The following is a 25,532-nucleotide window of genomic DNA, read 5'->3' on the forward strand; positions in this document are numbered from 1 at the left end:
CCTATCCCCTGTGTGCCTTGAGCTGGGCGCGCAGGGCTTCGTGGTTTTCGATGATGCCGTTGTGCACCACGGCCACGTCACCCTGGGAGAAATGTGGGTGGGCATTGGCTTCGGTGGGCGCACCGTGGGTCGCCCAGCGGGTGTGGGCGATACCCAGGCGACCGGCCAGGGGATCGGCCAACAGCGCTGCTTCCAGTTCACTGACCTTGCCGATACGGCGCAGGCGCTGCAACTCGCCTTGGGCATCCAGCAGGGCCAGGCCGGCGCTGTCGTAGCCACGGTATTCCAGGCGCTTGAGACCCTCGACCAGAATGGCGGTGATGTTACGCTCGGCAATGGCGCCGACGATTCCACACATGCTTACCTCCCGTTGCCGGTTTATCCACAGCGACCCGGCGGGGCCAGCTGTGGATGACCTGATTGTCTAGTTGTCCACCGGGGCGCAGACCACCTGCACCCCCCGGGTTTCGATCGCCCGGGCCGCCTCGGCGGGCAGGCGCTCATCGGTGATGAGCACGTCCACCCTTTCCCAAGGTAGTTCCAGATTGGGAATTCGCCTGCCCAGCTTGCTCGCTTCGGCCATGACCACCACCTCCCGCGCCACCTCGGCCATCACCCGCGATAGCGACAGATGCTCGTTGAAGGTAGTGGTGCCACGCTCCGGATCGAGGCCGTCGGCACCGATGAACAGCTGGTCGAAGTCGTAGGAGCGGAGCACCTGCTCGGCGACCTGACCCTGGAAGGATTCCGAGTGCGGATCCCAGGTGCCGCCAGTCATCAGCAGCATGGGTTCCTGCTCCAGCTCGCGCAGCGCCATGGCCACCTGCAGGGAATTGGTCATGACCACCAGCCCGGGGCGGCGATCGAGCTGGGGAATCAGCGCCGCCGTGGTGCTGCCGCAGTCGATGATGATCCGTGCATGTTCGCGCAGGCGCTGGGCCGCGGCCCGGGCGATGGCCTGCTTGAAGGGCGACGCCTGGGGCGGTGCATCGGCCAGCAGTTCCTGGGGCATGGCCACCGCGCCGCCATAGCGACGCAGCAGCAGGCCATTGCGCTCGAGGGCGGCCAGGTCCTTGCGGATGGTGACCTCGGAGGTCTCCAGCTGACGGGCCAGCCCGTCCACGCTGACCTCGCCCTGCTCTTGGAGCTGGGCGAGGATGGCGTGACGGCGCTGCGCGGTATTGCGACGGGTCATAAATTTCGATTCGAAAGATAATGGATCGAATCAAAACCTAATAGCGAGCAGCCGTCAAGCCTTGGGGGTCTTCTTCGGCCGCTGCCAGCCGGTCTTGTTGACTTGGCGGGCCCGCCCCAGCGCCAGGGTATCCTCTGGTACATCCGCAGTGATGACCGAACCTGCAGCGGTAGTTGCCCCCGCACCCAGGGTAACCGGCGCTACCAGGGAACTGTTGGAACCCACGAAGACGTCCGCGCCGATTTCGGTTCGAAACTTGTTGGCGCCATCGTAGTTGCAGGTGATAGTGCCTGCCCCTATGTTGCTGTCGGGACCTATGCTGGCATCACCCAGGTAGCTCAGGTGCCCGGCCTTGGCGCCGGCCTGCAAATGGGCGTTCTTCAGTTCGACGAAGTTACCCACATGGGCCTTGCTGCCCAGTTCGCTGCCGGGTCGCAGGCGGGCGAAGGGACCGACATCGGCGCCCTCCCCTACCACGGCGCCGTCTAGATGACTGTTGGCCTTGATGATGGCGCCACGCTTGAGCACGCTGTCCTTGATCACACAATTCGGACCGATGCTCACGCCGTCTTCCAGCACCACCCGGCCTTCGAGAATGACATTGACGTCGATGGAGACGTCGCGACCGGCCTCGACCTGGCCACGCTGATCGAAGCGCGTGGGATCCAGCAGGGTCACGCCCTGAAACATCAGGCGCTCGGCGGCGCGGTGCTGGAAGTGCCGCTCCAGCTGGGCCAGTTGCCGGCGATCGTTGGCACCCTGCACTTCCATGGCATCCGCCGGCTGGCTGGTGGCGATGGTCAGGCCGTCCGCCACCGCGAGGGCGATGACGTCGGTCAGGTAGTACTCGCCCTGGGCATTGCTGTTGGACAGGCGACCCAGCCAATCCGCCAGCCGCCGACCGGGTACCGCGAGGATGCCGGTATTGCCTTCGCGAATGGCGCGCTGGGCGTCGCTGGCGTCCTTGTGCTCGACGATGGCGGTTACCCGCCCCTGCTCATCGCGCAGGATGCGGCCATAGCCAGTGGGATCGTCCAGCTCCACGGTCAGCAGCGCCAGGTGACCGTCATCCACCTGCTGCAACAGGCGCTGCAGGGTCTCGGTCTGGATCAGGGGCACGTCGCCATAGAGTATTAATACCCGCTCCGCCGTCAGCGCCGGCGCTGCCTGGGCCACGGCATGGCCGGTACCGAGTTGCTCGGCCTGGACCACGAAGCTGACATCGGCGGCGGCCAGCTGGCTGCGGACCTGGTCGGCGCCATGACCGATGACGACATGGATGCCGGCCGGCTGCAGCTCACGGGCACGGTCGAGGACATGCCCCAGCATGCTGCGACCGGCCACGGGATGCAGCACCTTGGGTAGAGCGGATCTCATGCGGGTGCCCTGGCCAGCAGCCAGGATGACGATTTCCAGGGACATCGGAACCTCGGAGACAGGAGGAAGAGACGAGCCGGCGACAGAAGGCGACAGGCGCCTTCCGAGTCCGACCACGCGAAATTTCTCGCCCACTTTTTGGGCGACAAAAGAAAAGGGTAGCCGAAGCTACCCTTGTCGTTACAGCCTGACCTTGCGCTTAGCGCTTGGCTTGCCGCTTGAGCTGCTGGATGGTGCGCAGCTGGGCGGCGGCTTCGGCGAGCTGAGTTGCGGCAGCGGTGTAGTCGAACTCCGTGCCCTTGTCGCTCAGCGCTGCCTCGGCGCGCTGCTTGGCTTCCAGAGCGGCAGCTTCGTCGATGTCACCGGCGCGGCTGGCGGTATCGGCCAGCACTTCGACGACATTCGGCTGCACTTCCAGAAAACCGCCGGAGATGTAGAACACCTCCTCGGCGCCCCCGGCCTTGACCAGGCGGATGGGGCCCGGTTTCAGATCGGTGAGCAGCGGCGCATGGCCCGGGGCGATACCCAGATCACCCAGGTGGCCGTGGGCGATGATCATCTCCACCGCGCCGGAGAAGATTTCCCCTTCCGCGCTGACGATGTCGCATTGGACTGTCTTGGCCATAGCGTGCCTCTAAGAGCGCCCGTTGCCGGGCGCGGCAGTTACAGTTTCTTGGCTTTCTCGATGGCTTCGTCGATGCCGCCGACCATGTAGAACGCCTGCTCGGGCAGGTGATCGTAGTCGCCACGCAGGATCCCGGAGAAGCCGGCGATGGTGTCCTTGAGGGACACGTACTTGCCGGGCGAACCGGTGAAGACTTCGGCCACGAAGAACGGCTGGGACAGGAAGCGCTGGATCTTACGCGCGCGGGATACCAGCTGCTTGTCGGACTCGGACAGTTCGTCCATGCCCAGGATCGCGATGATGTCCTTCAGCTCCTTGTAGCGCTGCAGCACGTACTGGACGCCGCGAGCGGTGTCGTAGTGCTCCTGGCCGATCACGTTCGGGTCCAGCTGGCGCGAGGTGGAGTCCAGGGGATCGACCGCCGGGTAGATACCCAGGGAGGCGATGTCACGGGACAGAACCACGGTGGCGTCCAGGTGGGCGAAGGTGGTCGCCGGGGACGGGTCGGTCAAGTCATCCGCCGGGACGTAAACGGCCTGTACGGAGGTGATCGAACCCAGCTTGGTGGAGGTGATGCGCTCCTGCAGGACACCCATCTCCTCGGCCAGGGTCGGCTGGTAGCCTACCGCGGACGGCATACGACCCAGCAGCGCGGACACTTCGGTGCCGGCCAGGGTGTAGCGGTAGATGTTGTCGACGAACAGCAGGACGTCACGGCCTTCGTCACGGAATTTCTCGGCCATGGTCAGACCGGTCAGGGCCACGCGCAGACGGTTACCCGGCGGCTCGTTCATCTGGCCATAGACCAGGGCGACCTTGTCCAGAACGTTGGAGTCCTTCATCTCGTGGTAGAAGTCGTTCCCTTCACGGGTACGCTCGCCCACGCCGGCGAACACGGAATAACCGCTGTGCTCGATGGCGATGTTACGGATGAGTTCCATCATGTTGACGGTCTTGCCCACGCCGGCGCCGCCGAACAGGCCGACCTTGCCGCCCTTGGCGAAGGGGCAGACCAGGTCGATGACCTTGATGCCGGTTTCCAGCAGGTCGTTACCACCTGCCTGCTCGGCATAGGACGGGGCCTTGCGGTGGATTTCCCAACGCTCTTCCTCGCCGATGGGGCCGGCTTCGTCGATGGGGTTGCCCAGCACGTCCATGATGCGGCCGAGGGTCTTGACGCCGACCGGGACCTTGATGGCCTCGCCGGTGTTGCCGACGTTCAGGCCGCGCTTGAGGCCTTCGGTGCTACCCATGGCGATGGTACGGACCACGCCGTCGCCCAGCTGCTGCTGGACTTCCAGAGTGGTTTCGGCACCCTGCACCTTGAGGGCGTCAAAGACGCGCGGTACCGCGTCGCGCGGGAATTCCACGTCGATCACGGCGCCGATGATTTGTACGATACGTCCGCTACTCATTTCGCGTTCCTCGAATGTTTAAGCTGTCCGTCAGACCGCGGCGGCGCCGCCGACGATTTCCGAAATTTCTTGGGTGATCGCAGCCTGGCGAGCCTTGTTGTAGACCAGCTGCAGCTCCTTGATGAGATCGCCGGCGTTGTCGGTGGCGTTCTTCATCGCGATCATCCGCGCGGCCTGTTCGCTGGCAGCGTTCTCGACCACGGCCTGGTACACCTGGGATTCCACGTAGCGCACCAGCAGACCGTCGAGCAGGGTCTTGGCGTCGGGCTCGTAGAGATAGTCCCAATGCTTGCCTTGCAGCTCACCGCCCTCGGCCGGCACCAGGGGCACCAGCTGCTGGATGGTCGGCTTTTGGGTCATGGTGTTGACGAAGACGTTGGACACCACGTACAGACGGTCGATACGGCCGTTCAGGTAGGCATCCAGCATCACCTTGATGCTGCCGATCAGATCGCCGATCGCCGGGGCTTCGCCGAGGTGGCTGATGGCCGCGACCACGTTGCCGCCGAAGCTGCGGAAGAAGGAGGCACCCTTGGCCCCGATCACCGCCAGATCGATTTCCACACCCTTGCCGCGCTGGTCGCTCATGTCGCGGACCAGAGCCTTGAACAGGTTGGTGTTCAGACCACCGGCCAGACCCCGATCGGAGCTGACCACGATGTAACCGACGCGCTTGACCTCGCGTTCCACCATGAAGGCATGGCGGTACTCGGGGTTGGCGTTGGCCAGGTGGCCGATCACAGCGCGGATGCGCTCGGCATAAGGCTTGCTGGCAGCCATGCGGGCCTGAGCCTTACGCATCTTGCTGACCGCAACCTTTTCCATGGCGCTGGTGATCTTCTGTGTGCTTTTGATGCTCGCGATCTTGCCGCGAATCTCTTTTGCGCCTGCCATGTGACACCTATCGGGTTGGCAAACGGGGGCTGGCGCCCCCGTCGCGGCTTACCAGGTTTGCGTGGCCTTGAACTTCTCGATTCCCGCCTTGATGCCGGCGTCGATCTCGTCGTTGAAGTCGCCCTTCACGTTGATCTTGGCCATCAGGTCGGCGTGATCGCGGTTGAAGTAGGCGATCAGGGCCTGCTCGAAGCTACCGATCTTGTCCAGGGACACATCGCTCAGGAAACCACGCTCGGCGGCGTACAGGCTCAGGGACATCTCGGCGATGGACATGGGCGCGTACTGCTTCTGCTTCATCAGCTCGGTGACGCGCTGACCATGCTCAAGCTGCTTGCGGGTGGCTTCGTCCAGGTCCGAGGCGAACTGGGCGAAGGCCGCTAGTTCACGGTACTGGGCCAGCGCGGTACGGATACCGCCGGACAGCTTCTTGATGATCTTGGTCTGGGCCGCACCACCCACACGGGATACCGAGACACCGGCGTTGACCGCCGGGCGGATGCCCGAGTTGAACAGGCCGGCTTCCAGGAAGATCTGGCCGTCGGTGATGGAGATCACGTTGGTCGGAACGAAGGCGGACACGTCGCCGGCCTGGGTCTCGATGATCGGCAGCGCGGTCAGCGAGCCGGTCTTGCCGGTCACGGCGCCGTTGGTGAACTTCTCGACGTAGTCGGCGGAGACGCGGGACGCGCGCTCGAGCAGACGGCTGTGGAGATAGAACACGTCGCCGGGATAGGCTTCACGGCCCGGCGGACGACGCAGCAGCAGGGAGATCTGGCGATAGGCCACGGCCTGCTTGGACAGATCGTCATAGACGATCAGGGCGTCTTCACCGCGGTCGCGGAAGTATTCGCCCATGGTGCAACCCGAGTAGGGCGCCAGGAACTGCAGGGCAGCCGATTCGGACGCACTGGCTGCCACCACGATGGTGTTGTGCAGAGCGCCGTTCTCTTCCAGCTTGCGTACCACGTTGGCGATGGTCGACTGCTTCTGACCAATGGCGACGTAGACGCAGCGGATGCCGCTGTTCTTCTGGTTGATGATGGCATCGATCGCCATGGCGGTCTTGCCGATCTGACGGTCACCGATGATCAGCTCACGCTGACCACGACCAACCGGGATCATGGCATCGACGGCCTTGTAGCCGGTCTGCACCGGCTGGTCGACCGACTGACGCCAGATCACGCCCGGCGCGACCTTCTCGACGGCGTCGGTAGCGCTGGCATTCAGCGGACCCTTGCCATCGATGGGGTTGCCCAGGGCGTCGACGACGCGACCCAGCAGTTCCGGACCAACCGGGACTTCCAGGATGCGACCGGTGCACTTGGCGCTCATGCCTTCGGCCAGACCCAGGTAGCTACCCAGGACCACGGCGCCGACGGAGTCTTGCTCCAGGTTCAGCGCCATACCGTAGATGCCGCCGGGGAATTCGATCATTTCGCCGTACATGACGTCGGCCAGACCGAAGATCCGCACGATACCGTCAGACACGCTGACGATGGTGCCTTCGTTGCGGGCTTGCGAGGTCACGTCGAGCTTGTCGATGCGACCCTTGATGATTTCACTAATTTCGGAAGGATTGAGTTGCTGCATGCTACTGCCCCTTCAAACTCAAGGTTTCAACGCTTCGGCCAGTTGCGCGAGCTTGCCGCGAACGGAGCCATCGATTACCAAGTCGCCGGCGCGGATAACCACACCACCGATCAGGCTCGCATCCTCGGATGCATTAAGTCGCACGTGTCGACCTAGCCTTGCGCTGAGAGCCTTGGCGAGTTTGTCTTGCTGTTCTTCGCTCAGGGCGAAAGCACTGGTGACTTCCGCCTCGATGGATTTTTCCTGCTCGGCCTTGTACGCCTCGTAGATCTCGGCGATGGCCGGGAACAGGTCGATCCGGTTGTTTTCTGCCACGGTCCGAACGAAGTTCTGGGACTGTGCATCCAGCTGATCGCCACATACATCGATGAGCAATCCGGCCTTGGCGTCCGCAGTCAACTGCGGCTGCTGAAGCAGCTGGCGCACGGTCCCATCTTGGGATACCGCGGCGAGCAGCCCGAGCGCGGCCGACCATTGGGTCAGCTGCTGCTGGGACTGTGCGAACTCGAAAGCCGCCTTGGCATAGGGCCGGGCCAGCGTGTTCAGTTCTGCCATTGGTGGCCTCGCTTAGATTTCCGCTGCCAGTCGGTCGACCAACTGGGCATGAGCATTGGCATCAACGGTCGATCCGAGGATCTTCTCGGCGCCGGCCACGGCCAGCACGCCGACGCGAGCACGCAGAGCGTCCTTCGCGGTGTTGATTTCCTGCTCGATTTCCGCCTGAGCCTGCGCCTTGATCCGGTCGCCTTCGGCACGGGCCTTGGCCTGTGCGTCCTCGACGATCTGAGCGGCACGCTTGTTGGCTTGCTCGATGATCTCGGCTGCTTGACCCTTGGCTTCGTTCACTTTCTGGTTGGCTTGCTGCTGTGCCACTTCCAGATCACGAGCCGCGCGGTTGGCAGCGTCAAGGCCATCGGCAATCTTCTTCTCACGCTCACGCAGCGCCGAGATGATCGGCGGCCACACGTACTTCATGCAGAAGAGCACGAAGATGAAGAAGGCAACGGACTGGCCTATCAGGGTTGCATTAATGTTCACGCCAACACCTCGCTCGTTCGTTGTCCATCAGTCCTGCCTACACCCGCGAGGGTGATCAGCCGGCGATCTGACCAACGAAGGGGTTAGCGAAGGTGAAGAACAGGGCGATACCAACACCGATCATGGTCACGGCGTCGAGCAGACCGGCGACGATGAACATCTTGACTTGCAGCATCGGAACCATTTCCGGCTGACGAGCGGCGCCTTCGAGGAACTTGCCACCCAGCAGACCGAAGCCAATGGCGGTACCCAGAGCGCCCAGGCCAATCAGCAGAGCAACGGCGATCGCGGTCAAACCAACTACAGTTTCCATCTTTCCTCCCGACTTTTTTAGTCGTCTTGGTTAAGGTTGAAGCGAAAAAGTTTTCCCAAGTTACCCGGCGGACGAGGTCCTCCGGGACTCACGGCAGAACCGCCCCCGGACGCCGTCAGCAGCGTCCGGAAGCCATTCCTTAGTGACTTTCTTCGTGCGCCATCGACAGGTAAACGATGGTCAGCATCATGAAGATGAAGGCCTGCAGGGTGATGATGAGGATGTGGAACACCGCCCACGCCCACTGCAGCACGATACCCAGACCGCCCAGTGCCAGACCGTTGGCGAACATGATGGCGATCAGGATGAAGATCAGCTCGCCCGCATACATGTTGCCGAACAGTCGCAGTGCCAGCGAGATCGGCTTGGCGATCAGGGTGACGAATTCGAGCAGGAAGTTGATCGGAATCAGGATGATCTGCAGCAGCGGATTCTTGCTGCTGAAGGGGTGCAGGGTCAGCTCGCCGAAGAAACCGCCGAGACCCTTCATCTTGATGCTGTAGAAGATAATCAGGCCAAACACCGACAGGGCCATGCCCAGGGTGGCGTTCGGGTCGGTGGTGGGCACCACGCGGAAGTAGGTGTGCTCGCCGAACAGCATGCCGGCCACGGACGGCAGCCAGTCCACCGGCACCAGGTCCATCAGGTTCATCAGGAAGATCCAGACGAAGATGGTCAGGGCCAGGGGCGCGATCAGGGCGTTCTTGCCATGGAAGGTGTCACGGACGCTGCCGTCGACGAATTCCACCAGCACTTCGACGAAGTTCTGCAGGCCGCCGGGCTGACCGCTGGTGGCCTTCTTGGCGATGCTGCGGAACAGCACCAGGAAGATCAGGCCGAGGGCGACCGACCAGCCGAGGGTGTCCACGTGGAAGGCCCAGAAGCCCATTTCCTTAGCTTCAGCGGGGGTGTGGGCGAAGCTCCAGCCGTTCACCGGATGCATACCATAGGTCAGGTTCTGCAGGTGGTGCTGGATGTAGCCCGAAGCGGAGTCTGCTGCCATGTGTGCCTCGAATGCCTTAAGGTCTAGTCGGTTTTTTCAGTAGCAGGGGCGCGCCGGCATTGACCATCAGCGTCAACAGATAGACGCCGAACAGTGCAGGAGCCGAAAGCGGTTTTACCCCGGCAAACGTCAGTGCAAAGAGCACTGCCGTGAGAATCAGTTTGCCCGCCTCGCCCGAGTAGAAAGAACGGACGATGTCTCGGGCGGCATGGGCGCCGCGATAGCGGAACGCCTTGAACGAAAAATACAGATTGGGCAGCCAGGCAATCAGCCCACCCAACAATCCGGAATAACCGGCGACCTTACCGACGAAGCAATACAAGACAACGGCGGCACACGACGCGACAGCCAGTTGGACGAGCAGCAGGCGAAAGGCAGGCTGATGATGGAAGGGCAGGCGTTTGGGCGTGCGGCGGTCCATCGGCTCGAAGTCCTCTGGTGTCGGCTTAATAGTTGTTTTCACTGGCATGCTTTGTGCCGACAAAAAGCGGGCAAAGTATAGGGGCGCGCCAGGGGTGGTTCAAGCCACCCCGGACAGATTGCCTTTATTGCCGGAAGGCATTTGTGTCAGCGAATGTGCGCCAGTACGCCTTGAAGTTCGTCCAAAGAGGTATAGCGGATCACCAGTTGACCCTTGCCCTTCTCGCCATGGCGGATCTGCACGTTGGCGCCCAAACGCTCGGCCAGACGCTGCTCCAGACGGCTGATGTCCGGATCCACGGCTGGTGCCTTCTCAACCGGCTCCGTTCCGCTGAGCCACTGGCGCACCAGGGCCTCGGTCTGGCGGACGGTGAGACCCCGTGCGACAACGTGCCGCGCCCCTTCGGCCTGGCGGGCCTTGGGCAGACCGAGCAGCGCCCGGGCATGGCCCATTTCCAGCTCGCCCTTGGCCAGCAGGTCCTTGGCGTCCTCGGCCAGCGCCAGCAGGCGCAGCAGATTGGTCACGCCCGAGCGCGACTTGCCGACGGCTTCAGCCACCTGGGCCTGGGTCAGCTCGAATTCGTCCTGCAACCGCTGCAGGGCCATGGCCTCTTCCAGCGGATTGAGATTCTGCCGCTGGATGTTCTCGATCAGCGCCAGGGCGATGGCCACCTGGTCGGGGACGTCGCGCACCAGGGCGGGGATGCGGTCCAGGCCGGCCTGCTGGCTGGCACGCCAGCGGCGTTCACCGGCGATGATCTCGTAACGGCCTTCGCCGATGGCACGTACCACGATGGGCTGCATCAGCCCTTGGACGCGAATGGAGTTGGCCAGCTCTTCCAGAGCGGTCGGATCCATGTGCCGGCGCGGCTGGTACTTGCCGCGCTGGATGATGTCCACCGGCAGCGATTGCAGTTCGCTGACCGGGGTGGCGGCGGCCTGCTCCTGCAGGACCTTGACGCTGGCACCGCCGAGCAGGGCGTCGAGACCGCGGCCCAGACCTCGTTTCTTCACAGCCATGGGGATTCCTTAGGCAGTCTTGGCGACGCGAGCCGCCTTGCGCTGACGTTTGACCAGCTCGCTGGCCAGCTCCAGATAGGCCGCGGCCCCCTTGGAGCTCTTGTCGTAGACCAGCGCGGGCATGCCGTAGCTGGGTGCTTCGGCCAGGCGGACGTTGCGCGGAATGATGGTTTCGTAGAGCTCGTCGCCGAAGTGCTGCTTGAGCTGGGCGGCGACGTCGTTGGCCAGGCCGATGCGCGGATCGAACATGGTGCGCAGCAGGCCTTCGATCTTGAGCTGCGGATTCAACCGCTGGGCGATGTGCTGGATGCTGCCGATCAGATCGGTCAGGCCTTCCAGGGCGAAGTATTCGCACTGCATGGGGATGATCACGCCGTCGGCGGCCACCAGCCCGTTGATGGTCAGCATGGACAGCGACGGCGGGCAGTCGATGAGCACGTAGTCGTAGTTGTCCCGCACGGGGGCCAGGGCGTCGCGTAGGCGACTCTCACGCCCGCTCATCTCCAGCAGCTCGACTTCCGCGGCGGTGACGTCGCGGTTCGAGGGCAGCAGCTGGTAGCCGCCGTGCTCGGAGAAGTGCATGGCGTCGAGCAGACCGCAGGCGCCGGTGAGGACGTCCAGCACCGAATGCTCCAGGGCATGCTTGTCCACCCCACTGCCCATGGTGGCGTTACCCTGGGGATCGAGGTCGATCAGCAGCACCTTGCGCCGGTTGGTGGCGGCCAGAGAAGCGGCGAGATTGATGCACGTGGTGGTCTTGCCCACCCCGCCCTTCTGGTTGGCTATCGCGTAAACCTTGGCCATGTACCGCCTTACCCCTCTCCGTTCGTGCGGCGCAGTATCAGCAAGTGCCGCTGGCCTTGGCAACCGGGAACCGCGAGGACGTGCGCCGCCGCAACCCGGAAATCCGCTGGTAGCTTGGCCAGTTCGTCGTCGGGGTGCAGCCCCTTCATCGCCAGCCACTGTGTTTGGTTGTCGCCCAGGTGGCGCGTCCAGGTGGCGAAGTCGTCGATGGCGCTGAACGCCCGCGAGACGATGCCGGTGAAGGGCGCGGCAGGCTGGTAGGCCTCGACGCGGGCGTGGACCACGTCGAGATTGGCCAGGCCCAGTTCGATCCTGGCCTGGGTCAGGAAGCGGGTCTTCTTGCCGTTGCTGTCGAGCAGGGTGAAGCGCGACTCGGGAAAGAGGATCGCCAGGGGAATGCCCGGCATACCGCCGCCGCTGCCTACGTCCAGCCACTGCCCCGCGCCTACGTAGGGGACGATGCTGAGGCTGTCCAGCAGGTGCCGCGAGACCATCTCGTTGGGATCGCGCACCGCGGTGAGATTGTAGGCCTTGTTCCACTTGACCAGCAGGTCCAGGTAGCCCAGCAACCGCTCTTCCACGGCGGCGGTCAGGGCCACGCCGAGGGTCTCGGCGCCCTGACGCAGTTCGTTGGCTTGGATCGCGCTGGCCATCAGGCGCTGTGCTCCAGGCTGCGACCGGCGCTGCGCTTCTTCAGGTGGATCAGCAGCAGCGAGACCGCCGCTGGCGTGACGCCGGGAATGCGCGAGGCCTGCCCCAGGGTCTCGGGACGGGCCTGGGCCAGCTTGTGCTGGATCTCCTTGGACAGTCCGGAAATGCTGGCGTAGTCGAGCTCCGCGGGCAGCGCCACGGCATCGCTGGCGCGCAGTCGCTGGATCTCGTCCTGCTGGCGATCGATGTAGCCGGCGTACTTGGTCTTGATCTCGATCTGCTCGGCGACCTGGGTCTCGGCCGGCGTCTCGCCCACCGCGGCCATCAGGCCGGCATAGTCGATCTCCGGCCGGGCCAGCAGGTTCTGCAGGTTGTATTCGTGATTGAGCGGCGTGCCGAAACGCTCGGCGACCGCCGTGCCCTGGGGCGTTCCCGGACGGATCCAGGTGGCCTTGAGACGCTGCTCTTCCAGGACGATGCCCTCGCGCTTGGCTTCGAACAGCGCCCAGCGCTGGTCGTCCACCAGGCCCAGCTCGCGGCCCTTTTCGGTCAGGCGCAGGTCGGCGTTGTCTTCGCGCAGGATCAGCCGGTACTCGGCGCGCGAGGTGAACATCCGGTAGGGCTCCTGGGTGCCCAGGGTGATGAGATCGTCCACCAGGACGCCGAGGTAGGCCTCGTCGCGGCGCGGACACCAGGCTTCACGGCCCTGAGCGCGCAGCGCGGCGTTGGCCCCGGCGAGCAGACCCTGGGCGCCGGCTTCTTCGTAACCGGTGGTGCCATTGATCTGGCCGGCGAAGAACAGGCCGGCGATGACCTTGGTTTCCAGGCTGTACTTGAGATCCCGCGGATCGAAGAAGTCGTATTCGATGGCGTAGCCGGGCCGCAGGATGTGGGCGTTCTCCATGCCACGCATGGAACGCACCACCTCGAGCTGCACATCGAAGGGCAGCGAGGTGGAGATGCCGTTGGGGTAGAGCTCGTGGGTGGTCAGGCCCTCGGGTTCGAGAAAGACCTGATGGCTGTCCTTGTCGGCGAAGCGATGGATCTTGTCTTCGATGGACGGGCAGTAGCGCGGCCCTACCCCTTCGATCACGCCCGAGTACATGGGCGAACGATCCAGGTTGGCGCGGATGATGTCGTGGGTGCGGGCGTTGGTATGGGTGATCCAGCAGCTGACCTGCGCCGGATGCTGCTCGCGATTGCCGAGGAAGGACATTACCGGCAGGGGGGTATCTCCGGGCTGCTCGGTCATCACCGAGAAATCCACCGAGCGGCCGTCGATGCGCGGTGGCGTACCGGTCTTCAGCCGCGATACCCGCAGCGGCAGTTCCCGCAGGCGCTGAGCCAGGGCGATGGCCGGCGGATCGCCCGCTCGTCCACCGCTGTGGTTCTGCAGGCCGATGTGGATAAGACCACCGAGGAAGGTCCCGGCGGTCAGCACCACGTTGTCGGCATGGAATTTCAGGCCCATCTGGGTGACCACGCCGGCGACGCGATCGCCTTCGACGATGAGGTCGTCACAGGCCTGCTGGAATATACACAGGTTCGGCTGGTTTTCCAGCGTATGGCGGATGGCCGCCTTGTACAGCACGCGGTCGGCCTGGGCGCGAGTGGCGCGCACGGCAGGTCCCTTGCGGCTGTTGAGAATGCGGAACTGAATGCCGGCGAGGTCCGTGGCCGCGGCCATGGCGCCGCCCAGGGCATCGATCTCCTTGACCAGATGGCTCTTGCCGATGCCGCCAATGGCGGGGTTGCAGCTCATCTGGCCGAGAGTTTCCACATTATGCGTGAGCAGCAGGGTGCGCACACCCATGCGAGCGGCCGCCAGGGCCGCTTCGGTACCGGCATGGCCGCCACCGATCACGATGACGTCGAAACGGGAAGGGAAGTCCACCACGCACCTCGTGCCTGTTGGCAGGAATTCAAAGGAAAGCCGGCAAGTATAAGGCCTGAGCGGCTCTTGCAGAAGGGGTTCTGGCCAAAAAATGACCAGCCGTCAAGAGAGACCTCCAATATAAACAATAGGGAAGAAAGTTTTAAAAGGACTGATATAGAGCTTATGTATATGCAGGCACTTCGCTGTGGATAAGGTTATCCAGCCCTCGTCAGCACTGGGCTGGGGAAAACCTGAGCCCCGTGCATGTCTTGTGCTGTGGATGGATACAAGCTCTCAGCATCCTGTGGAGCCTTTGCCTGTTTATCCACATGCGCAGTCATGGACAGCTCGTGCACCGATTTATGGGCAGACCTCAGGCAGGGTTATCAACAGGGCTCTGGAAGGGAGAGATGAGGACAGTCAAGGCCTGCCTTGCACAGGCCTGGAACGGCGGGCGGGAAATTACTTGCCGATGCAGAAGCTGGAGAAGATGCGGCCGAGCAGGTCGTCGGAGCTGAAAGCGCCGGTGATCTCGCCGAGCACCTGCTGGGCTTGGCGCAGGTCTTCGGCCAGCAGCTCGCCGGAGCCGGCCAGGGTGAGCTGACGATAGCCATGGTCCAAGGCACTGGCGGCTCTTTGCAGGGCATCCAAGTGACGCCGCCGGGCGCTGAAGCCGCCCTCGGTGGTCTGCTCGAAGCCCATGCAGGCCTTGAGGTGCTCGCGCAAGGCTTCGACACCGCCGCCATCGGTGGCGCTGAGGGCGATCTCGACCGGTTCGCTGGTGGCCAGCAGGCCGGTAACCTCGCCGGTGAGATCGGCCTTGTTGCGGATCACCGTCAGCTTGTCCAGCGGCGGCCGGGTGCTCAGCAGCTCCGGCCAGAGCGCCTGGGGATCCCGAGCTTCCGGCGCGCTGGCATCCACCACCAGCAGCACCCGGTCGGCGCCGGCGATGGCGTCCAGGGCGCGCTGGACGCCAATCTGCTCGACCCGGTCGGTGGTGTCGCGCAGGCCGGCGGTATCGACCACATGCAGCGGCATACCGTCGATGTGGATATGTTCGCGGAGGACATCCCGGGTAGTGCCGGCGATGTCGGTGACGATGGCGGCTTCGCGACCGGCCAGGGCATTGAGCAGGCTGGACTTGCCGGCATTGGGACGGCCGGCGATCACCACGGTCATGCCATCGCGCAGCAGGGCGCCGCGATTGGCTTCGCGCTGGACCTCGTGCAGCTCGGCCTGGACGCCCTCCAGCAGGCCCTGCACGCGGCCGTCGGCGAGGAAGTCGATCTCCTCCTCGGGAAAGTCGATGGCGGCCTCGACATAGATGCGCAGGCGGATCAGCTGTTCGACCAGGCTTTCCACCCGGCGCGAGAATTCGCCCTGCAGCGAGCGCAGGGCATTGCGCGCCGCCTGTTCGGTGCTGGCCTCGATGAGGTCGGCGATGGCCTCGGCCTGGGCCAGATCGAGCTTGTCGTTGAGAAAGGCGCGTTCGCTGAATTCCCCGGGGCGGGCCAGGCGTGCACCCTCTTCCAGGGTGCGGCGCAGGAGCAGATCGAGGATCACCGGACCGCCGTGGCCCTGGAGTTCCAGCACGTCTTCGCCGGTGAAGGAGTTGGGGCCGGGAAAGAACAGGGCGATGCCGGCGTCCAGCACGCTGCCGTCGGCGGCGAGGAAGTTGCCGTAGTGGGCATGCCGAGGCGGCAGCTCACGGCCGCAGATCGCCCGCGCCAAGGGGGCGGCCAGGGGACCGGAGACGCGGACGATGCCGACCCCGCCGCGCCCGGTGGCGGTGGCGATGGCGGCGATGCTGTCGGAAGGCAGAGACATGACGATCCTCCAGAAAGCACGACGCCCCAATCAAGGGGCGTCGTGTGGACAGGGTGAGCGAGGTCAGGCCTTCTTGCTGGCCGCCTCGATCTTCCGGGTAATGTACCACTGCTGCAGGATCGACAGGCAGTTGTTGACGATCCAGTACAGCACCAGACCGGCCGGGAACCACAGGAAGAAGAAGGTGAAGACGATGGGCATCATCTTCATGACCTTGGCCTGCATGGGATCCGGCGGTGCCGGGTTGAGCATCTGCTGCACCAGCATGGTGGCGCCCATGATGATCGGCAGGATGAAGAAGGGATCCTTGGCCGACAGGTCGGTGATCCAGAACATCCAGGGCGACTGGCGCATCTCGACGCTTTCCAGCAGCACCCAGTACAGCGCCAGGAACACCGGCATCTGCACCACGATGGGCAGGCAGCCACCCAGGGGATTGATCTTCTCCTTGCGGTACAGCTCCATCATCGCCTGGGACATCTTCTGGCGATCGTCGCCATGCTGCTCCTTGAGCGCCTGCAGTCGCGGACCGACGGCGCGCATGCGCGCCATGGAGCGGTAGCTGGCGGCGGACAGCGGGAAGAACAGCAGCTTGATGATGATGGTCAGGACGATGATCGACCAGCCCCAGTTACCCAGGATGCTGTGGATATGCTGCAGCAACCAGAAGATCGGCTGAGCGATGAACCACAGGAAACCGTAATCGACGGTCAGTTCCAGACCGTGGGACAGGATCTTGAGGTGCTCCTGGATCTTCGGACCGGCATAGAGGGTCAGCGAGGTCTCGCCCTTGCCGCCCGCCGGCACGCTGAACCGCGGACCGGTGAAGCCGACGATGTAGTTGCCCTGGGCGTCCTTGCGGGTGGTGATCTGGTGCTGCTCGTCCTTGTTCGGCACCCAGGCGGTGACGAAGTAGTGCTGCAGCCAGCCGACCCAACCACCCTGCACGGCTTCCTGCAGGCGATTCTTGTCCATGTCGCTCATGGACACCTTGCGATAGGGCTCGGCCGGGGTACCGACGGCGGCGCCCAGGTAGGTGGACACGCCGGTGGCGGTGGTCGCCGAGGGATCGCCGCTCTTGTCCCGCTTGAGCTGGGCGTAGAGCACACCGTTCCAGGCGTTGGCGCTCTGGTTGTCGATCAGGTAGCTGACCTGGATCTGGTAGGCGTCCGGGTTGATGCAGGTGATCTTCTTCTGCGCCTTCTCGGCGTCCGAGCAATCGACCTTCAGGCCCCGGTGGAAGGTGAATCTCTTGGTGTAGTCGACGCCGTTGGCCTGGTACTTGAGATCCACCACCAACTGCTGCTGGCCATCGGCGAGCACGTAGCTGGACTGGGCCGAGGTGTACAGCGGACGCCCGGCGCTGTTGGCGTCGGGACCGTTGGCACCGGTCAGGCCGCTCTGGGCCAGGTAGAGACGCTCGTTGCCGTTGTCGAACAGCATGAAGGGCACGTCGGGATGATCCTGACGGCGGGGGTACTGCACCAGACCGAGCTGGACGATGTCGCCGCCGCGGGGATCGATGGCCAGATCCAGGACGTCGGTACGTACCTTGATGAGCGCAGTGCTTGCCTGAGCGGTCGAGTTGTCCACCGGCGCCGCAGCCTTGGCGTCAGCGGGAACATCGGTGGGCACGTTGGGAGTGTCACCCGGCAGGACGCTGGTCTGCGTCTTGGCCGTGGGCAGATCGGCCTGGCCGTAATCCTTGTTCCACTGGAAAACCAGGGTGTAGGACACGATCGCCAAGGCGGCAATGAGTAGCGGGCGCTTGATATCCATGTTTACTCGGCCATCGAAGAGGTCGGGGCTGGGGTCTTTGCGGGAGGAACGGGATCATATCCGCCTGAGTGCCAGGGATGGCACCGGCACAGTCGCCGTGTGGTCAGCCAGCCACCACGCAGCAGCCCGTGGCGCTCGATGGCTTCGAGGGCGTAACCGGAACAGGTCGGATAGAAACGACAGTGACTGGCCATCATAGGGCTGATGGCATAACGGTAGAAGCGAATCAGCAGCAGGGCCGGTTTACGCATGAGCACCGTCGGGACTGTCGGTTGGATGGGCAACGGTCTTGCTCGCCTGGCGATTGAGACGTTTCCACAGTTGCAGCAGCTGATCGTGCAATTCGGGATTGTCGACTTCGCCAAGTCCCTTACGGGCGACGAAGACCAGATCGAAGCTGCCCAGGCGGTCCTGATTCAGACGGAAGGAATCTCGGATGACCCGCTTGATGCGATTGCGCTCGACAGAAAGCTTGACGCTCTTCTTGCCGATGACCAACCCCAGACGGGAATGGTCGAGCCCATTGGCATGGGCGAGCAGCAGCAGGTGCTTGCCGGATGCCTTGTGGGTGGGAGAGTCAAAGACCGCTTGGAACTGTTGGGAGCTCAGTAAGCGCCTGTCCCGACCGAAACCCTGACTCACCACCTGACCGGGCAATCAGATCGCCAGACGCTTGCGGCCTTTGGCACGGCGACGGGCGAGAACCTGACGGCCGTTCTTGGTTGCCATACGAGCACGGAAACCGTGGACACGGGCGCGCTTCAGGGTGCTGGGTTGGAAGGTGCGTTTCATGGACTTTTACCTAGGTGAAAGCGGCAAGGCATGAGTGCCCCGCGCAAAGAGACCGGCGATTCTAGAGAAAGCCTCGATGCAGGTCAATTTCCAACCAGCATCGGCTGACAGGAGACCAGGCAAATAAAATCAACAGGTCAGAAGGTTTTAAAAGACTGTTGAAGTGAATATGTATGGTGCAGCGGATTTCTGTGGATAGATCGCGCCATGGCAGATGGCCTCTGCGCTGAGCGGGAACGGAAAGTCTGTTTTCAACAGGTGCAATTCGGGTGCTCTGCCTGCTGAGAGGCTGTGGATAAGCAGACCTGTTACGCACAGCACGATTATCCACAACAAAAAGCCCCGGGATGTCCAGAGAGGTCAGACGGCGTTATCCACAGAGCTGACGGTCATGGGTCCGCCCCTGATGACCGTAACGGCTATCTACCGGGAAACTGCGTGGCCATGTGGATAACCTGGGTGGGGAGGGATACAATGGGCGTTTGCTCATGGCCCGTCCGGGCCGCTCCAGTTCTTGGGAGACGCTGTGTCGGTCGAACTCTGGCAACGTTGCGTGGATGTGCTGCGCGACGAGCTGCCTTCGCAACAATTCAATACCTGGATCCGGCCACTGCAGGTGGAAGCGGAAGGGGATGAGCTGCGGGTGTTCGCGCCCAACCGCTTCGTGCTCGACTGGGTCAACGAGAAGTACCTGAGCCGTATCCTCGAATTGCTCGAGGAACATGCCGACGACGGCATCGCGCCGGTGCTTTCCCTGCTGATCGGCAGCAAGCGCAGCAACAAGCCGCGCCCGGCCCAGACGCCCAGCAGCCAGAGCAGTCCGCTGCCACCCCCGGTACAGGCGCCGCAACCGATCCAGTCGGATATCGTCACCGCGGGCGTCGCCCTGGAAGACGTGACCGCGGAACTGGCCGAGGCCGACGAGCCGGCGGTCAAGACCGAGCGTACCGTGCAGGTGGAGGGTGCGCTCAAGCACACCAGCTATCTGAACCGGACCTTCACCTTCGAGAACTTCGTCGAGGGCAAGTCCAACCAGCTGGCCCGCGCCGCGGCCTGGCAGGTGGCGGACAATCCCAAGCACGGCTACAACCCACTCTTCCTTTATGGGGGCGTGGGTCTGGGTAAGACCCACCTGATGCACGCGGTGGGCAACCACCTGCTCAAGCGCAATCCGAACGCCAAGATCGTCTATCTGCATTCGGAGCGCTTCGTCGCCGACATGGTCAAGGCGCTGCAGCTCAACGCCATCAACGAATTCAAGCGTTTCTACCGTTCGGTGGATGCGCTGCTGATCGACGACATCCAGTTCTTCGCCCGCAAGGAGCGTTCGCAGGAAGAGTTTTTCCACACCTTCAACGCCCTGCTCGAAGGTGGACAACAGGTGATCCTCACCAGCGATCGCTATCCCAAGGAGATCGACGGCCTGGAAGAGCGGCTCAAATCGCGTTTCGGCTGGGGTCTCACCGTGGCCGTGGAGCCGCCGGAGTTGGAGACGCGGGTGGCGATCCTGATGAAGAAGGCCGATCAGGCCAAGGTCGACCTGCCCCACGACGCCGCCTTCTTCATCGCCCAGCGCATCCGCTCCAACGTGCGGGAACTGGAAGGCGCGCTCAAGCGGGTGATCGCCCATGCCCACTTCATGGGCCGGGACATCACCATCGAGCTGATCCGCGAATCGCTCAAGGATCTGCTGGCGCTGCAGGACAAGCTGGTCAGCATCGACAACATCCAGCGCACCGCGGCCGAGTACTACAAGATCAAGATCGCCGATCTGCTGTCCAAACGCCGCTCGCGTTCGGTCGCCCGGCCGCGGCAGGTCGCCATGGCGCTGTCCAAGGAGCTGACCAACCACAGCCTGCCGGAAATCGGCGACGCCTTTGGCGGACGCGATCACACGACGGTGTTGCATGCCTGTCGCAAGATCGCCGAACTTCGGGAATCCGACGCGGATATTCGCGAGGATTACAAGAACCTGCTGCGTACCCTGACCACCTGACGGACGCGGCCCTGGCAAGGACCTGACCATGCATTTCACCATTCAACGCGAAGCCCTGTTGAAACCGCTGCAGCTGGTGGCCGGTGTCGTGGAACGTCGGCAAACGCTGCCGGTGCTGTCCAACGTACTTCTGGTCGTGGAAGGCCAGCGGCTATCGCTAACCGGTACCGACCTGGAAGTCGAGCTGGTTGGCCGGGTCGATCTGGAAGAAGCCGCCGAAGCCGGTGAGATCACCGTGCCGGCGCGCAAGCTGATGGACATCTGCAAGAGCCTGCAGCCCGATGCGCTGATCGACATCCGCACCGAGGAACAGAAGCTGCTGATCCGTGCCGGACGCAGCCGTTTCACCCTGTCCACCCTGCCGGCCAACGACTTCCCCACCGTGGAGGAAGGTCCGGGCTCGCTGAAATTCAGCATTCCCCAGGGCCGCCTGCGCCGCCTGATCGAGCGCACCGGCTTCGCCATGGCCCAGCAGGACGTGCGCTACTACCTCAACGGCATGCTGCTGGAAGCCAGCACCGGCCGCCTGCGCGCCGTGGCCACCGACGGTCACCGCCTGGCCATGTGCATGCTGGAGGCCGATGTGGACCAGGCCGAGAAGCACCAGGTCATCGTGCCGCGCAAGGGCATCCTGGAGTTGTCGCGCCTGCTCACCGAACCGGAAGAGCCGGTCAACGTGGTCCTGGGCCAGCACCATATCCGCGCCACCACCGGCGACTTCACCTTTACCTCCAAGCTGGTGGACGGCAAGTTCCCCGACTACGAGCGCGTGCTGCCGCGGCATGGCGACAAACTGGTACTGGGCGAGCGCCAGCATCTGCGCGAAGCCTTCAGCCGCACCGCCATTCTCTCCAACGAGAAGTACCGTGGTATCCGTCTGCAGCTGGAAAACGGCTTCATGAAGATCCAGGCCAACAACCCGGAGCAGGAAGAGGCCGAGGAAGAACTGCAGGTCGACTACGACGGCGGCAGCCTGGAGATCGGTTTCAACGTCAGCTACCTGCTCGACGTGCTCGGCGTGATGACCACCGACCAGGTGCGCATCACCCTGTCCGATTCCAGCAGCAGTGCGCTGTTGCAGGAGGCGGGCAACGACGACTCCTCCTATGTCGTGATGCCGATGCGCCTCTGATCGCCGCTCGATGACGCTGATCCGCTTCAACGCCGACCGCCTGCGCAATCTGCAGGCGGTCGCGCTTCAACCCTCGCCACGGGTCAATCTGCTGCACGGCGCCAACGGCAGCGGCAAGACCAGCCTGCTGGAAGCCATCCACCTGCTGGGGCTGGCCCGCTCCTTTCGCAGCACCAAGCTGGCGCCGGTCATCCAGCATGAGCAGGCCAGCTGCACGGTGTTCGGCCAGGTGCGGCTACCCGGTGGCCAGGACTGCAACCTGGGCATCCAGCGCGAGCGCGGTGGCGACTACCAGATCCGCATCAATGGCGAGAATGCCCGTAGTGCGGCGCAGCTGGCCGAGGTGCTGCCGCTGCAGTTGATCAACCCCGATGGCTTCCGGCTGCTCGAAGGCAGTCCCAAGATCAGGCGGCAGTTTCTCGACTGGGGCGTGTTCCACGAGGAACAGCGTTTCCTGCCCCTGTGGCAACGCCTGCAAAAGGCGCTCAGGCAGCGAAATCACTGGCTCAGACGTGGTAAAATCGACCCTGCGGCGCAGGCCGCCTGGGATCAGGAACTGGCCCTGGCCAGCGGCGAGATCGATGGCTTTCGTCAGGCCTATATCCAGCGTCTGAAGCCGGAGTTCACCGCGGTGCTGGCCGAGCTGATCCAGCTCGATGGCCTGACCCTGAGTTACTACCGCGGCTGGGACCGCGAGCGCGATCTGCGCGAGGTGCTGGCGGACAGCTTGCCACGGGATCTGCAGCTGGGGCATACCCAGGCCGGTCCCCAGCGTGCCGACCTGCGGATCCGCATCGGCAACCACAACGCGGCGGACATCCTGTCGCGCGGCCAGCAGAAGCTGGTGGTGTGCGCACTGCGCATCGCCCAGGGGCGGCTGGTCAACCAGGTCAAGCGAGGCCAGTGCGTCTATCTCATCGACGACCTGCCTTCGGAACTGGACGAGGGACACCGGCTGGCCTTGTGCCGGCTGCTGGAGGCACTGGAGTGCCAAGTCTTCATCACCTGTGTCGAGCGCGAGACGCTACAGGCCGCCTGGCGGCCGGAGACAGAGGTCAGCGTGTTTCACGTGGAACACGGCCATATCAAGCAGACCCACACTAGCGGGAGCCAAGCATGAGCGAGACCAATACCTACGACTCTTCCAGCATCAAGGTGCTGAAGGGACTGGATGCCGTGCGCAAGCGCCCCGGCATGTACATCGGCGACACCGATGACGGCACCGGCCTGCACCACATGGTCTTCGAGGTGGTGGACAACTCCATCGACGAGGCCCTGGCCGGCTTCTGCAGCGAGATCAGCATCACCATCCACATGGACGAGTCCATCACCGTGCGCGACAACGGCCGCGGCATCCCGGTGGACATCCACAAGGAAGAAGGCGTCTCGGCGGCCGAGGTCATCATGACCGTGCTGCACGCCGGCGGTAAGTTCGACGACAACACCTACAAGGTGTCCGGCGGCCTGCACGGCGTGGGCGTCTCGGTGGTGAACGCCCTGTCCGAGGAGCTGCGGCTGACCATTCGCCGTGCCGGCCAGGTGTGGGAGCAGGTCTATGTCCACGGCGTACCCCAGGCGCCGCTGGCGGTGATCGGCGAGACCGACACCACCGGTACCCAGGTGCACTTCAAGCCTTCGGCCGAGACCTTCAACAACATCCAGTTCAGCTGGGACATCCTGGCCAAGCGGATTCGCGAGCTGTCCTTCCTCAACTCCGGCGTCGGCATCGTCCTGCGCGACGAGCGCAGCGGCAAGGAAGAGCTGTTCAAGTACGAAGGCGGCCTGCGCGCCTTCGTCGATTACCTGAACACCAACAAGACCGCGGTGAACGAGGTGTTCCACTTCCAGGTGCAGCGCGACGACGATGGCGTCGGCGTGGAGGTGGCCCTGCAGTGGAACGACAGCTTCAACGAGAACATCCTCTGCTTCACCAACAACATTCCCCAGCGCGACGGCGGCACCCACCTGGCGGGCTTCCGTTCGGCGCTGACGCGCAACCTGAACAGCTACATCGAGGCCGAGGGCCTGGCCAAGAAGTTCAAGGTGGCCACCACCGGTGACGACGCCCGCGAAGGCCTGACCGCCATCATCTCGGTCAAGGTGCCGGATCCCAAGTTCTCTTCCCAGACCAAGGACAAGCTGGTTTCCTCCGAGGTGAAGACCGCGGTGGAACAGGAGATGGGCAAGCATTTCTCCGACTTCCTGCTGGAGAATCCCAACGAGGCCAAGGCGGTGGTCGGCAAGATGATCGACGCGGCCCGGGCCCGGGAAGCGGCGCGCAAGGCGCGGGAGATGACCCGCCGCAAGGGCGCGCTGGACATCGCCGGCCTGCCCGGCAAGCTGGCGGATTGCCAGGAAAAGGATCCGGCGCTGTCCGAACTCTACATCGTGGAAGGTGACTCCGCCGGTGGTTCGGCCAAGCAGGGCCGCAATCGGCGCACCCAGGCGATCCTGCCGCTCAAGGGCAAGATCCTCAACGTCGAGAAGGCGCGCTTCGACAAGATGCTCTCCTCCCAGGAGGTGGGCACCCTGATCACCGCGCTGGGCTGCGGCATCGGTCGCGAAGAATTCAACATCGACAAGCTGCGCTACCACAACATCATCATCATGACCGATGCCGATGTCGACGGCTCGCACATCCGTACCCTGCTGCTGACCTTCTTCTTCCGCCAGATGCCGCTGCTGATCGAGCGGGGCTACATCTACATCGCTCAGCCGCCGCTGTACAAGGTGAAGCGTGGCAAGCAGGAGCAGTACATCAAGGACGACGAGGCGATGGAGGAATACCTGACCCAGACCGCTCTGGAGGAAGCCAGCCTGCACGTCAACGAGAACGCCCCGGGTCTGTCCGGTGTGGAACTCGAAAAGCTGGTGAACAGCTATCGCCAGGTGATGAAGACCTTCAAGCGCCTGTCGCGGCTGTATCCGGCCGACGTCAGCGAACACCTGCTGTACCTGCCCCGCGTGGGCGTGGAGCAGCTGGGTGACGAGGCGGCCATGCGCGAGTGGCTAGCCACTCTCGAGACGCGCCTGAAGGCCGCCGAGCGCAATGGCACCACCTACACCTTGAGCCTGCGCGAAGACCGCGAGCGCAGCCTGTGGCTGCCGGAGGTCGAGACCCGGGCTCATGGCCTGTCCAGCTACGTGACCTTCAACCGGGATTTCTTCGGCAGCAACGATTACCGTCTGGTGACCGAGCTGGCTGCCCAGCTGGACAACCTGCTGGAAGAAGGCGCCTATGCCAAGCGCGGCGAACGCCGTCGCCCGGTCAGCACCTTCAAGGAAGCCTGGGAGTGGCTGATGGTCGAGACCAGCAAGAGATTCAACATCCAGCGCTACAAGGGCCTGGGCGAGATGAATCCGGATCAGCTGTGGGAAACCACCATGGACCCGAACGTGCGTCGCATGCTGCAGGTGACCATCGAGGACGCCGTGGCGGCCGACCAGATCTTCAACACCCTGATGGGCGATCACGTGGAGCCGCGTCGCGATTTCATCGAGAGCAATGCCTTGGCGGTATCGAACCTCGACGTCTGATTCCAGCGGTTATGCACAAGCCCCGCCATGCGGGGCTTTTTTGTGGAAAACATTCTGGCTAGACGGAGATGCCGTTTCGTTCCCTAGGAAGAATTGCCGCTCATCTTATAGCCAGAGGTTTTGTGGATAGTTTTCCTCAGCTGCTTTTCGCAAAGCCTGTAAAGCAGCACAAAGAGGCCGTGCCATGCGGCATAGAGACACAGGCTATAACGGACGATCCTGTGGATAAGCCTGGGAATAAGCTT

At 63.5% G+C, this 25,532-nt stretch carries 24 protein-coding genes and 1 pseudogene; 4 read left to right on the top strand and 21 right to left on the bottom strand.

Going from position 1 to position 25,532, the window contains the following annotated elements; all coding sequences use genetic code 11:
- Positions 1-16 precede the first annotated feature (16 nt).
- From C722_RS0115910 to rpmH, 21 genes and pseudogenes are all read right to left on the bottom strand, one after another.
- Positions 17-358, bottom strand: a pseudogene (locus C722_RS0115910) (hypothetical protein); the annotation flags it as partial.
- Positions 359-424: 66 nt separating this feature from the next.
- A complete protein-coding gene (locus C722_RS0115915; RefSeq protein ID WP_017641464.1) occupies positions 425-1,195 on the bottom strand; it encodes a DeoR/GlpR family DNA-binding transcription regulator in 771 nt (256 codons plus the stop codon).
- A 54-nt stretch (positions 1,196-1,249) separates the two neighbouring features.
- A complete protein-coding gene (gene glmU / locus C722_RS0115920; RefSeq protein ID WP_017641465.1) occupies positions 1,250-2,617 on the bottom strand; it encodes a bifunctional UDP-N-acetylglucosamine diphosphorylase/glucosamine-1-phosphate N-acetyltransferase GlmU in 1,368 nt (455 codons plus the stop codon).
- Between the two features lie 154 nt (positions 2,618-2,771).
- The gene (locus C722_RS0115925) at positions 2,772-3,197 is read right to left on the bottom strand and encodes a F0F1 ATP synthase subunit epsilon (RefSeq protein ID WP_007160117.1); all 426 of its coding nucleotides are present in this window, start codon (positions 3,195-3,197) and stop codon (positions 2,772-2,774) included.
- 38 nt (positions 3,198-3,235) lie between these two features.
- Positions 3,236-4,612, bottom strand: coding sequence for a F0F1 ATP synthase subunit beta (atpD, locus tag C722_RS0115930; RefSeq protein ID WP_017641466.1), 1,377 nt, complete (start codon positions 4,610-4,612; stop codon positions 3,236-3,238).
- A gap of 30 nt (positions 4,613-4,642) precedes the next feature.
- The gene (gene atpG, locus C722_RS0115935; protein ID WP_007160119.1) at positions 4,643-5,506 is read right to left on the bottom strand and encodes a F0F1 ATP synthase subunit gamma; all 864 of its coding nucleotides are present in this window, start codon (positions 5,504-5,506) and stop codon (positions 4,643-4,645) included.
- Positions 5,507-5,554: 48 nt separating this feature from the next.
- Positions 5,555-7,099, bottom strand: a complete 1,545-nt coding sequence (gene atpA / locus C722_RS0115940) for a F0F1 ATP synthase subunit alpha (protein WP_017641467.1) — start codon at positions 7,097-7,099, stop codon at positions 5,555-5,557.
- Positions 7,100-7,117: 18 nt separating this feature from the next.
- The gene (locus C722_RS0115945; RefSeq protein ID WP_017641468.1) at positions 7,118-7,654 is read right to left on the bottom strand and encodes a F0F1 ATP synthase subunit delta; all 537 of its coding nucleotides are present in this window, start codon (positions 7,652-7,654) and stop codon (positions 7,118-7,120) included.
- Positions 7,655-7,666: 12 nt separating this feature from the next.
- Entirely contained in the window at positions 7,667-8,137 is a 471-nt protein-coding gene (locus C722_RS0115950; RefSeq protein WP_007160122.1) for a F0F1 ATP synthase subunit B, read from the bottom strand.
- A 55-nt stretch (positions 8,138-8,192) separates the two neighbouring features.
- Positions 8,193-8,450 carry a F0F1 ATP synthase subunit C gene (atpE, locus tag C722_RS0115955; protein WP_003097235.1) on the bottom strand — a complete coding sequence of 86 codons (258 nt, stop codon included), beginning with the start codon at positions 8,448-8,450 and terminating at the stop codon, positions 8,193-8,195.
- A 139-nt stretch (positions 8,451-8,589) separates the two neighbouring features.
- Positions 8,590-9,453 (bottom strand): F0F1 ATP synthase subunit A, encoded by an 864-nt coding sequence (gene atpB / locus C722_RS0115960; protein WP_007160124.1) that lies wholly within the window; start codon positions 9,451-9,453, stop codon positions 8,590-8,592.
- A gap of 16 nt (positions 9,454-9,469) precedes the next feature.
- Complete coding sequence (locus C722_RS0115965; protein ID WP_017641469.1) at positions 9,470-9,874, bottom strand: F0F1 ATP synthase subunit I; 405 nt, start codon at positions 9,872-9,874, stop codon at positions 9,470-9,472.
- A 146-nt stretch (positions 9,875-10,020) separates the two neighbouring features.
- A complete protein-coding gene (locus tag C722_RS0115970; RefSeq protein ID WP_017641470.1) occupies positions 10,021-10,893 on the bottom strand; it encodes a ParB/RepB/Spo0J family partition protein in 873 nt (290 codons plus the stop codon).
- 9 nt (positions 10,894-10,902) lie between these two features.
- A complete protein-coding gene (locus tag C722_RS0115975) occupies positions 10,903-11,697 on the bottom strand; it encodes a ParA family protein (protein ID WP_007160127.1) in 795 nt (264 codons plus the stop codon).
- A gap of 8 nt (positions 11,698-11,705) precedes the next feature.
- The gene (gene rsmG, locus C722_RS0115980; protein WP_017641471.1) at positions 11,706-12,350 is read right to left on the bottom strand and encodes a 16S rRNA (guanine(527)-N(7))-methyltransferase RsmG; all 645 of its coding nucleotides are present in this window, start codon (positions 12,348-12,350) and stop codon (positions 11,706-11,708) included.
- The gene (gene mnmG, locus C722_RS0115985; protein WP_017641472.1) at positions 12,350-14,242 is read right to left on the bottom strand and encodes a tRNA uridine-5-carboxymethylaminomethyl(34) synthesis enzyme MnmG; all 1,893 of its coding nucleotides are present in this window, start codon (positions 14,240-14,242) and stop codon (positions 12,350-12,352) included. The genes rsmG and mnmG overlap by 1 nt, the downstream gene beginning before the upstream one ends.
- Before the next feature lie 444 nt (positions 14,243-14,686).
- A complete protein-coding gene (mnmE, locus tag C722_RS0115990; RefSeq protein WP_017641473.1) occupies positions 14,687-16,051 on the bottom strand; it encodes a tRNA uridine-5-carboxymethylaminomethyl(34) synthesis GTPase MnmE in 1,365 nt (454 codons plus the stop codon).
- Positions 16,052-16,114: 63 nt separating this feature from the next.
- On the bottom strand, positions 16,115-17,830 hold the full coding sequence (gene yidC / locus C722_RS0115995) for a membrane protein insertase YidC (RefSeq protein WP_017641474.1): 1,716 nt from the start codon (positions 17,828-17,830) through the stop codon (positions 16,115-16,117).
- A 2-nt stretch (positions 17,831-17,832) separates the two neighbouring features.
- Positions 17,833-18,081 carry a membrane protein insertion efficiency factor YidD gene (yidD, locus tag C722_RS25880; RefSeq protein WP_081594596.1) on the bottom strand — a complete coding sequence of 83 codons (249 nt, stop codon included), beginning with the start codon at positions 18,079-18,081 and terminating at the stop codon, positions 17,833-17,835.
- Positions 18,074-18,475, bottom strand: coding sequence for a ribonuclease P protein component (rnpA, locus tag C722_RS0116000; protein ID WP_026083891.1), 402 nt, complete (start codon positions 18,473-18,475; stop codon positions 18,074-18,076). The genes yidD and rnpA overlap by 8 nt, the downstream gene beginning before the upstream one ends.
- A 12-nt stretch (positions 18,476-18,487) precedes the next feature.
- Positions 18,488-18,622 (bottom strand): 50S ribosomal protein L34, encoded by a 135-nt coding sequence (rpmH, locus tag C722_RS0116005; RefSeq protein WP_017641476.1) that lies wholly within the window; start codon positions 18,620-18,622, stop codon positions 18,488-18,490.
- A gap of 526 nt (positions 18,623-19,148) precedes the next feature.
- Between rpmH and dnaA the strand changes: the two genes are divergently transcribed.
- The 4 genes from dnaA to gyrB are packed head-to-tail and all read left to right on the top strand — an operon-like array spanning position 19,149 to position 25,287.
- Positions 19,149-20,618 carry a chromosomal replication initiator protein DnaA gene (gene dnaA, locus C722_RS0116010; protein ID WP_017641477.1) on the top strand — a complete coding sequence of 490 codons (1,470 nt, stop codon included), beginning with the start codon at positions 19,149-19,151 and terminating at the stop codon, positions 20,616-20,618.
- Positions 20,619-20,646: 28 nt separating this feature from the next.
- Positions 20,647-21,750, top strand: a complete 1,104-nt coding sequence (gene dnaN / locus C722_RS0116015; RefSeq protein ID WP_007160136.1) for a DNA polymerase III subunit beta — start codon at positions 20,647-20,649, stop codon at positions 21,748-21,750.
- Positions 21,751-21,760: 10 nt separating this feature from the next.
- Positions 21,761-22,870 carry a DNA replication/repair protein RecF gene (recF, locus tag C722_RS0116020; protein WP_017641478.1) on the top strand — a complete coding sequence of 370 codons (1,110 nt, stop codon included), beginning with the start codon at positions 21,761-21,763 and terminating at the stop codon, positions 22,868-22,870.
- Complete coding sequence (gene gyrB, locus C722_RS0116025) at positions 22,867-25,287, top strand: DNA topoisomerase (ATP-hydrolyzing) subunit B (protein ID WP_017641479.1); 2,421 nt, start codon at positions 22,867-22,869, stop codon at positions 25,285-25,287. The genes recF and gyrB overlap by 4 nt, the downstream gene beginning before the upstream one ends.
- Positions 25,288-25,532 lie beyond the last annotated feature (245 nt).

Origin of the sequence: Pseudomonas sp. 313 (genome assembly GCF_000316965.1) — a bacterium.
GTDB classification, from domain to species: domain Bacteria; phylum Pseudomonadota; class Gammaproteobacteria; order Pseudomonadales; family Pseudomonadaceae; genus Chryseomonas; species Chryseomonas benzopyrenica.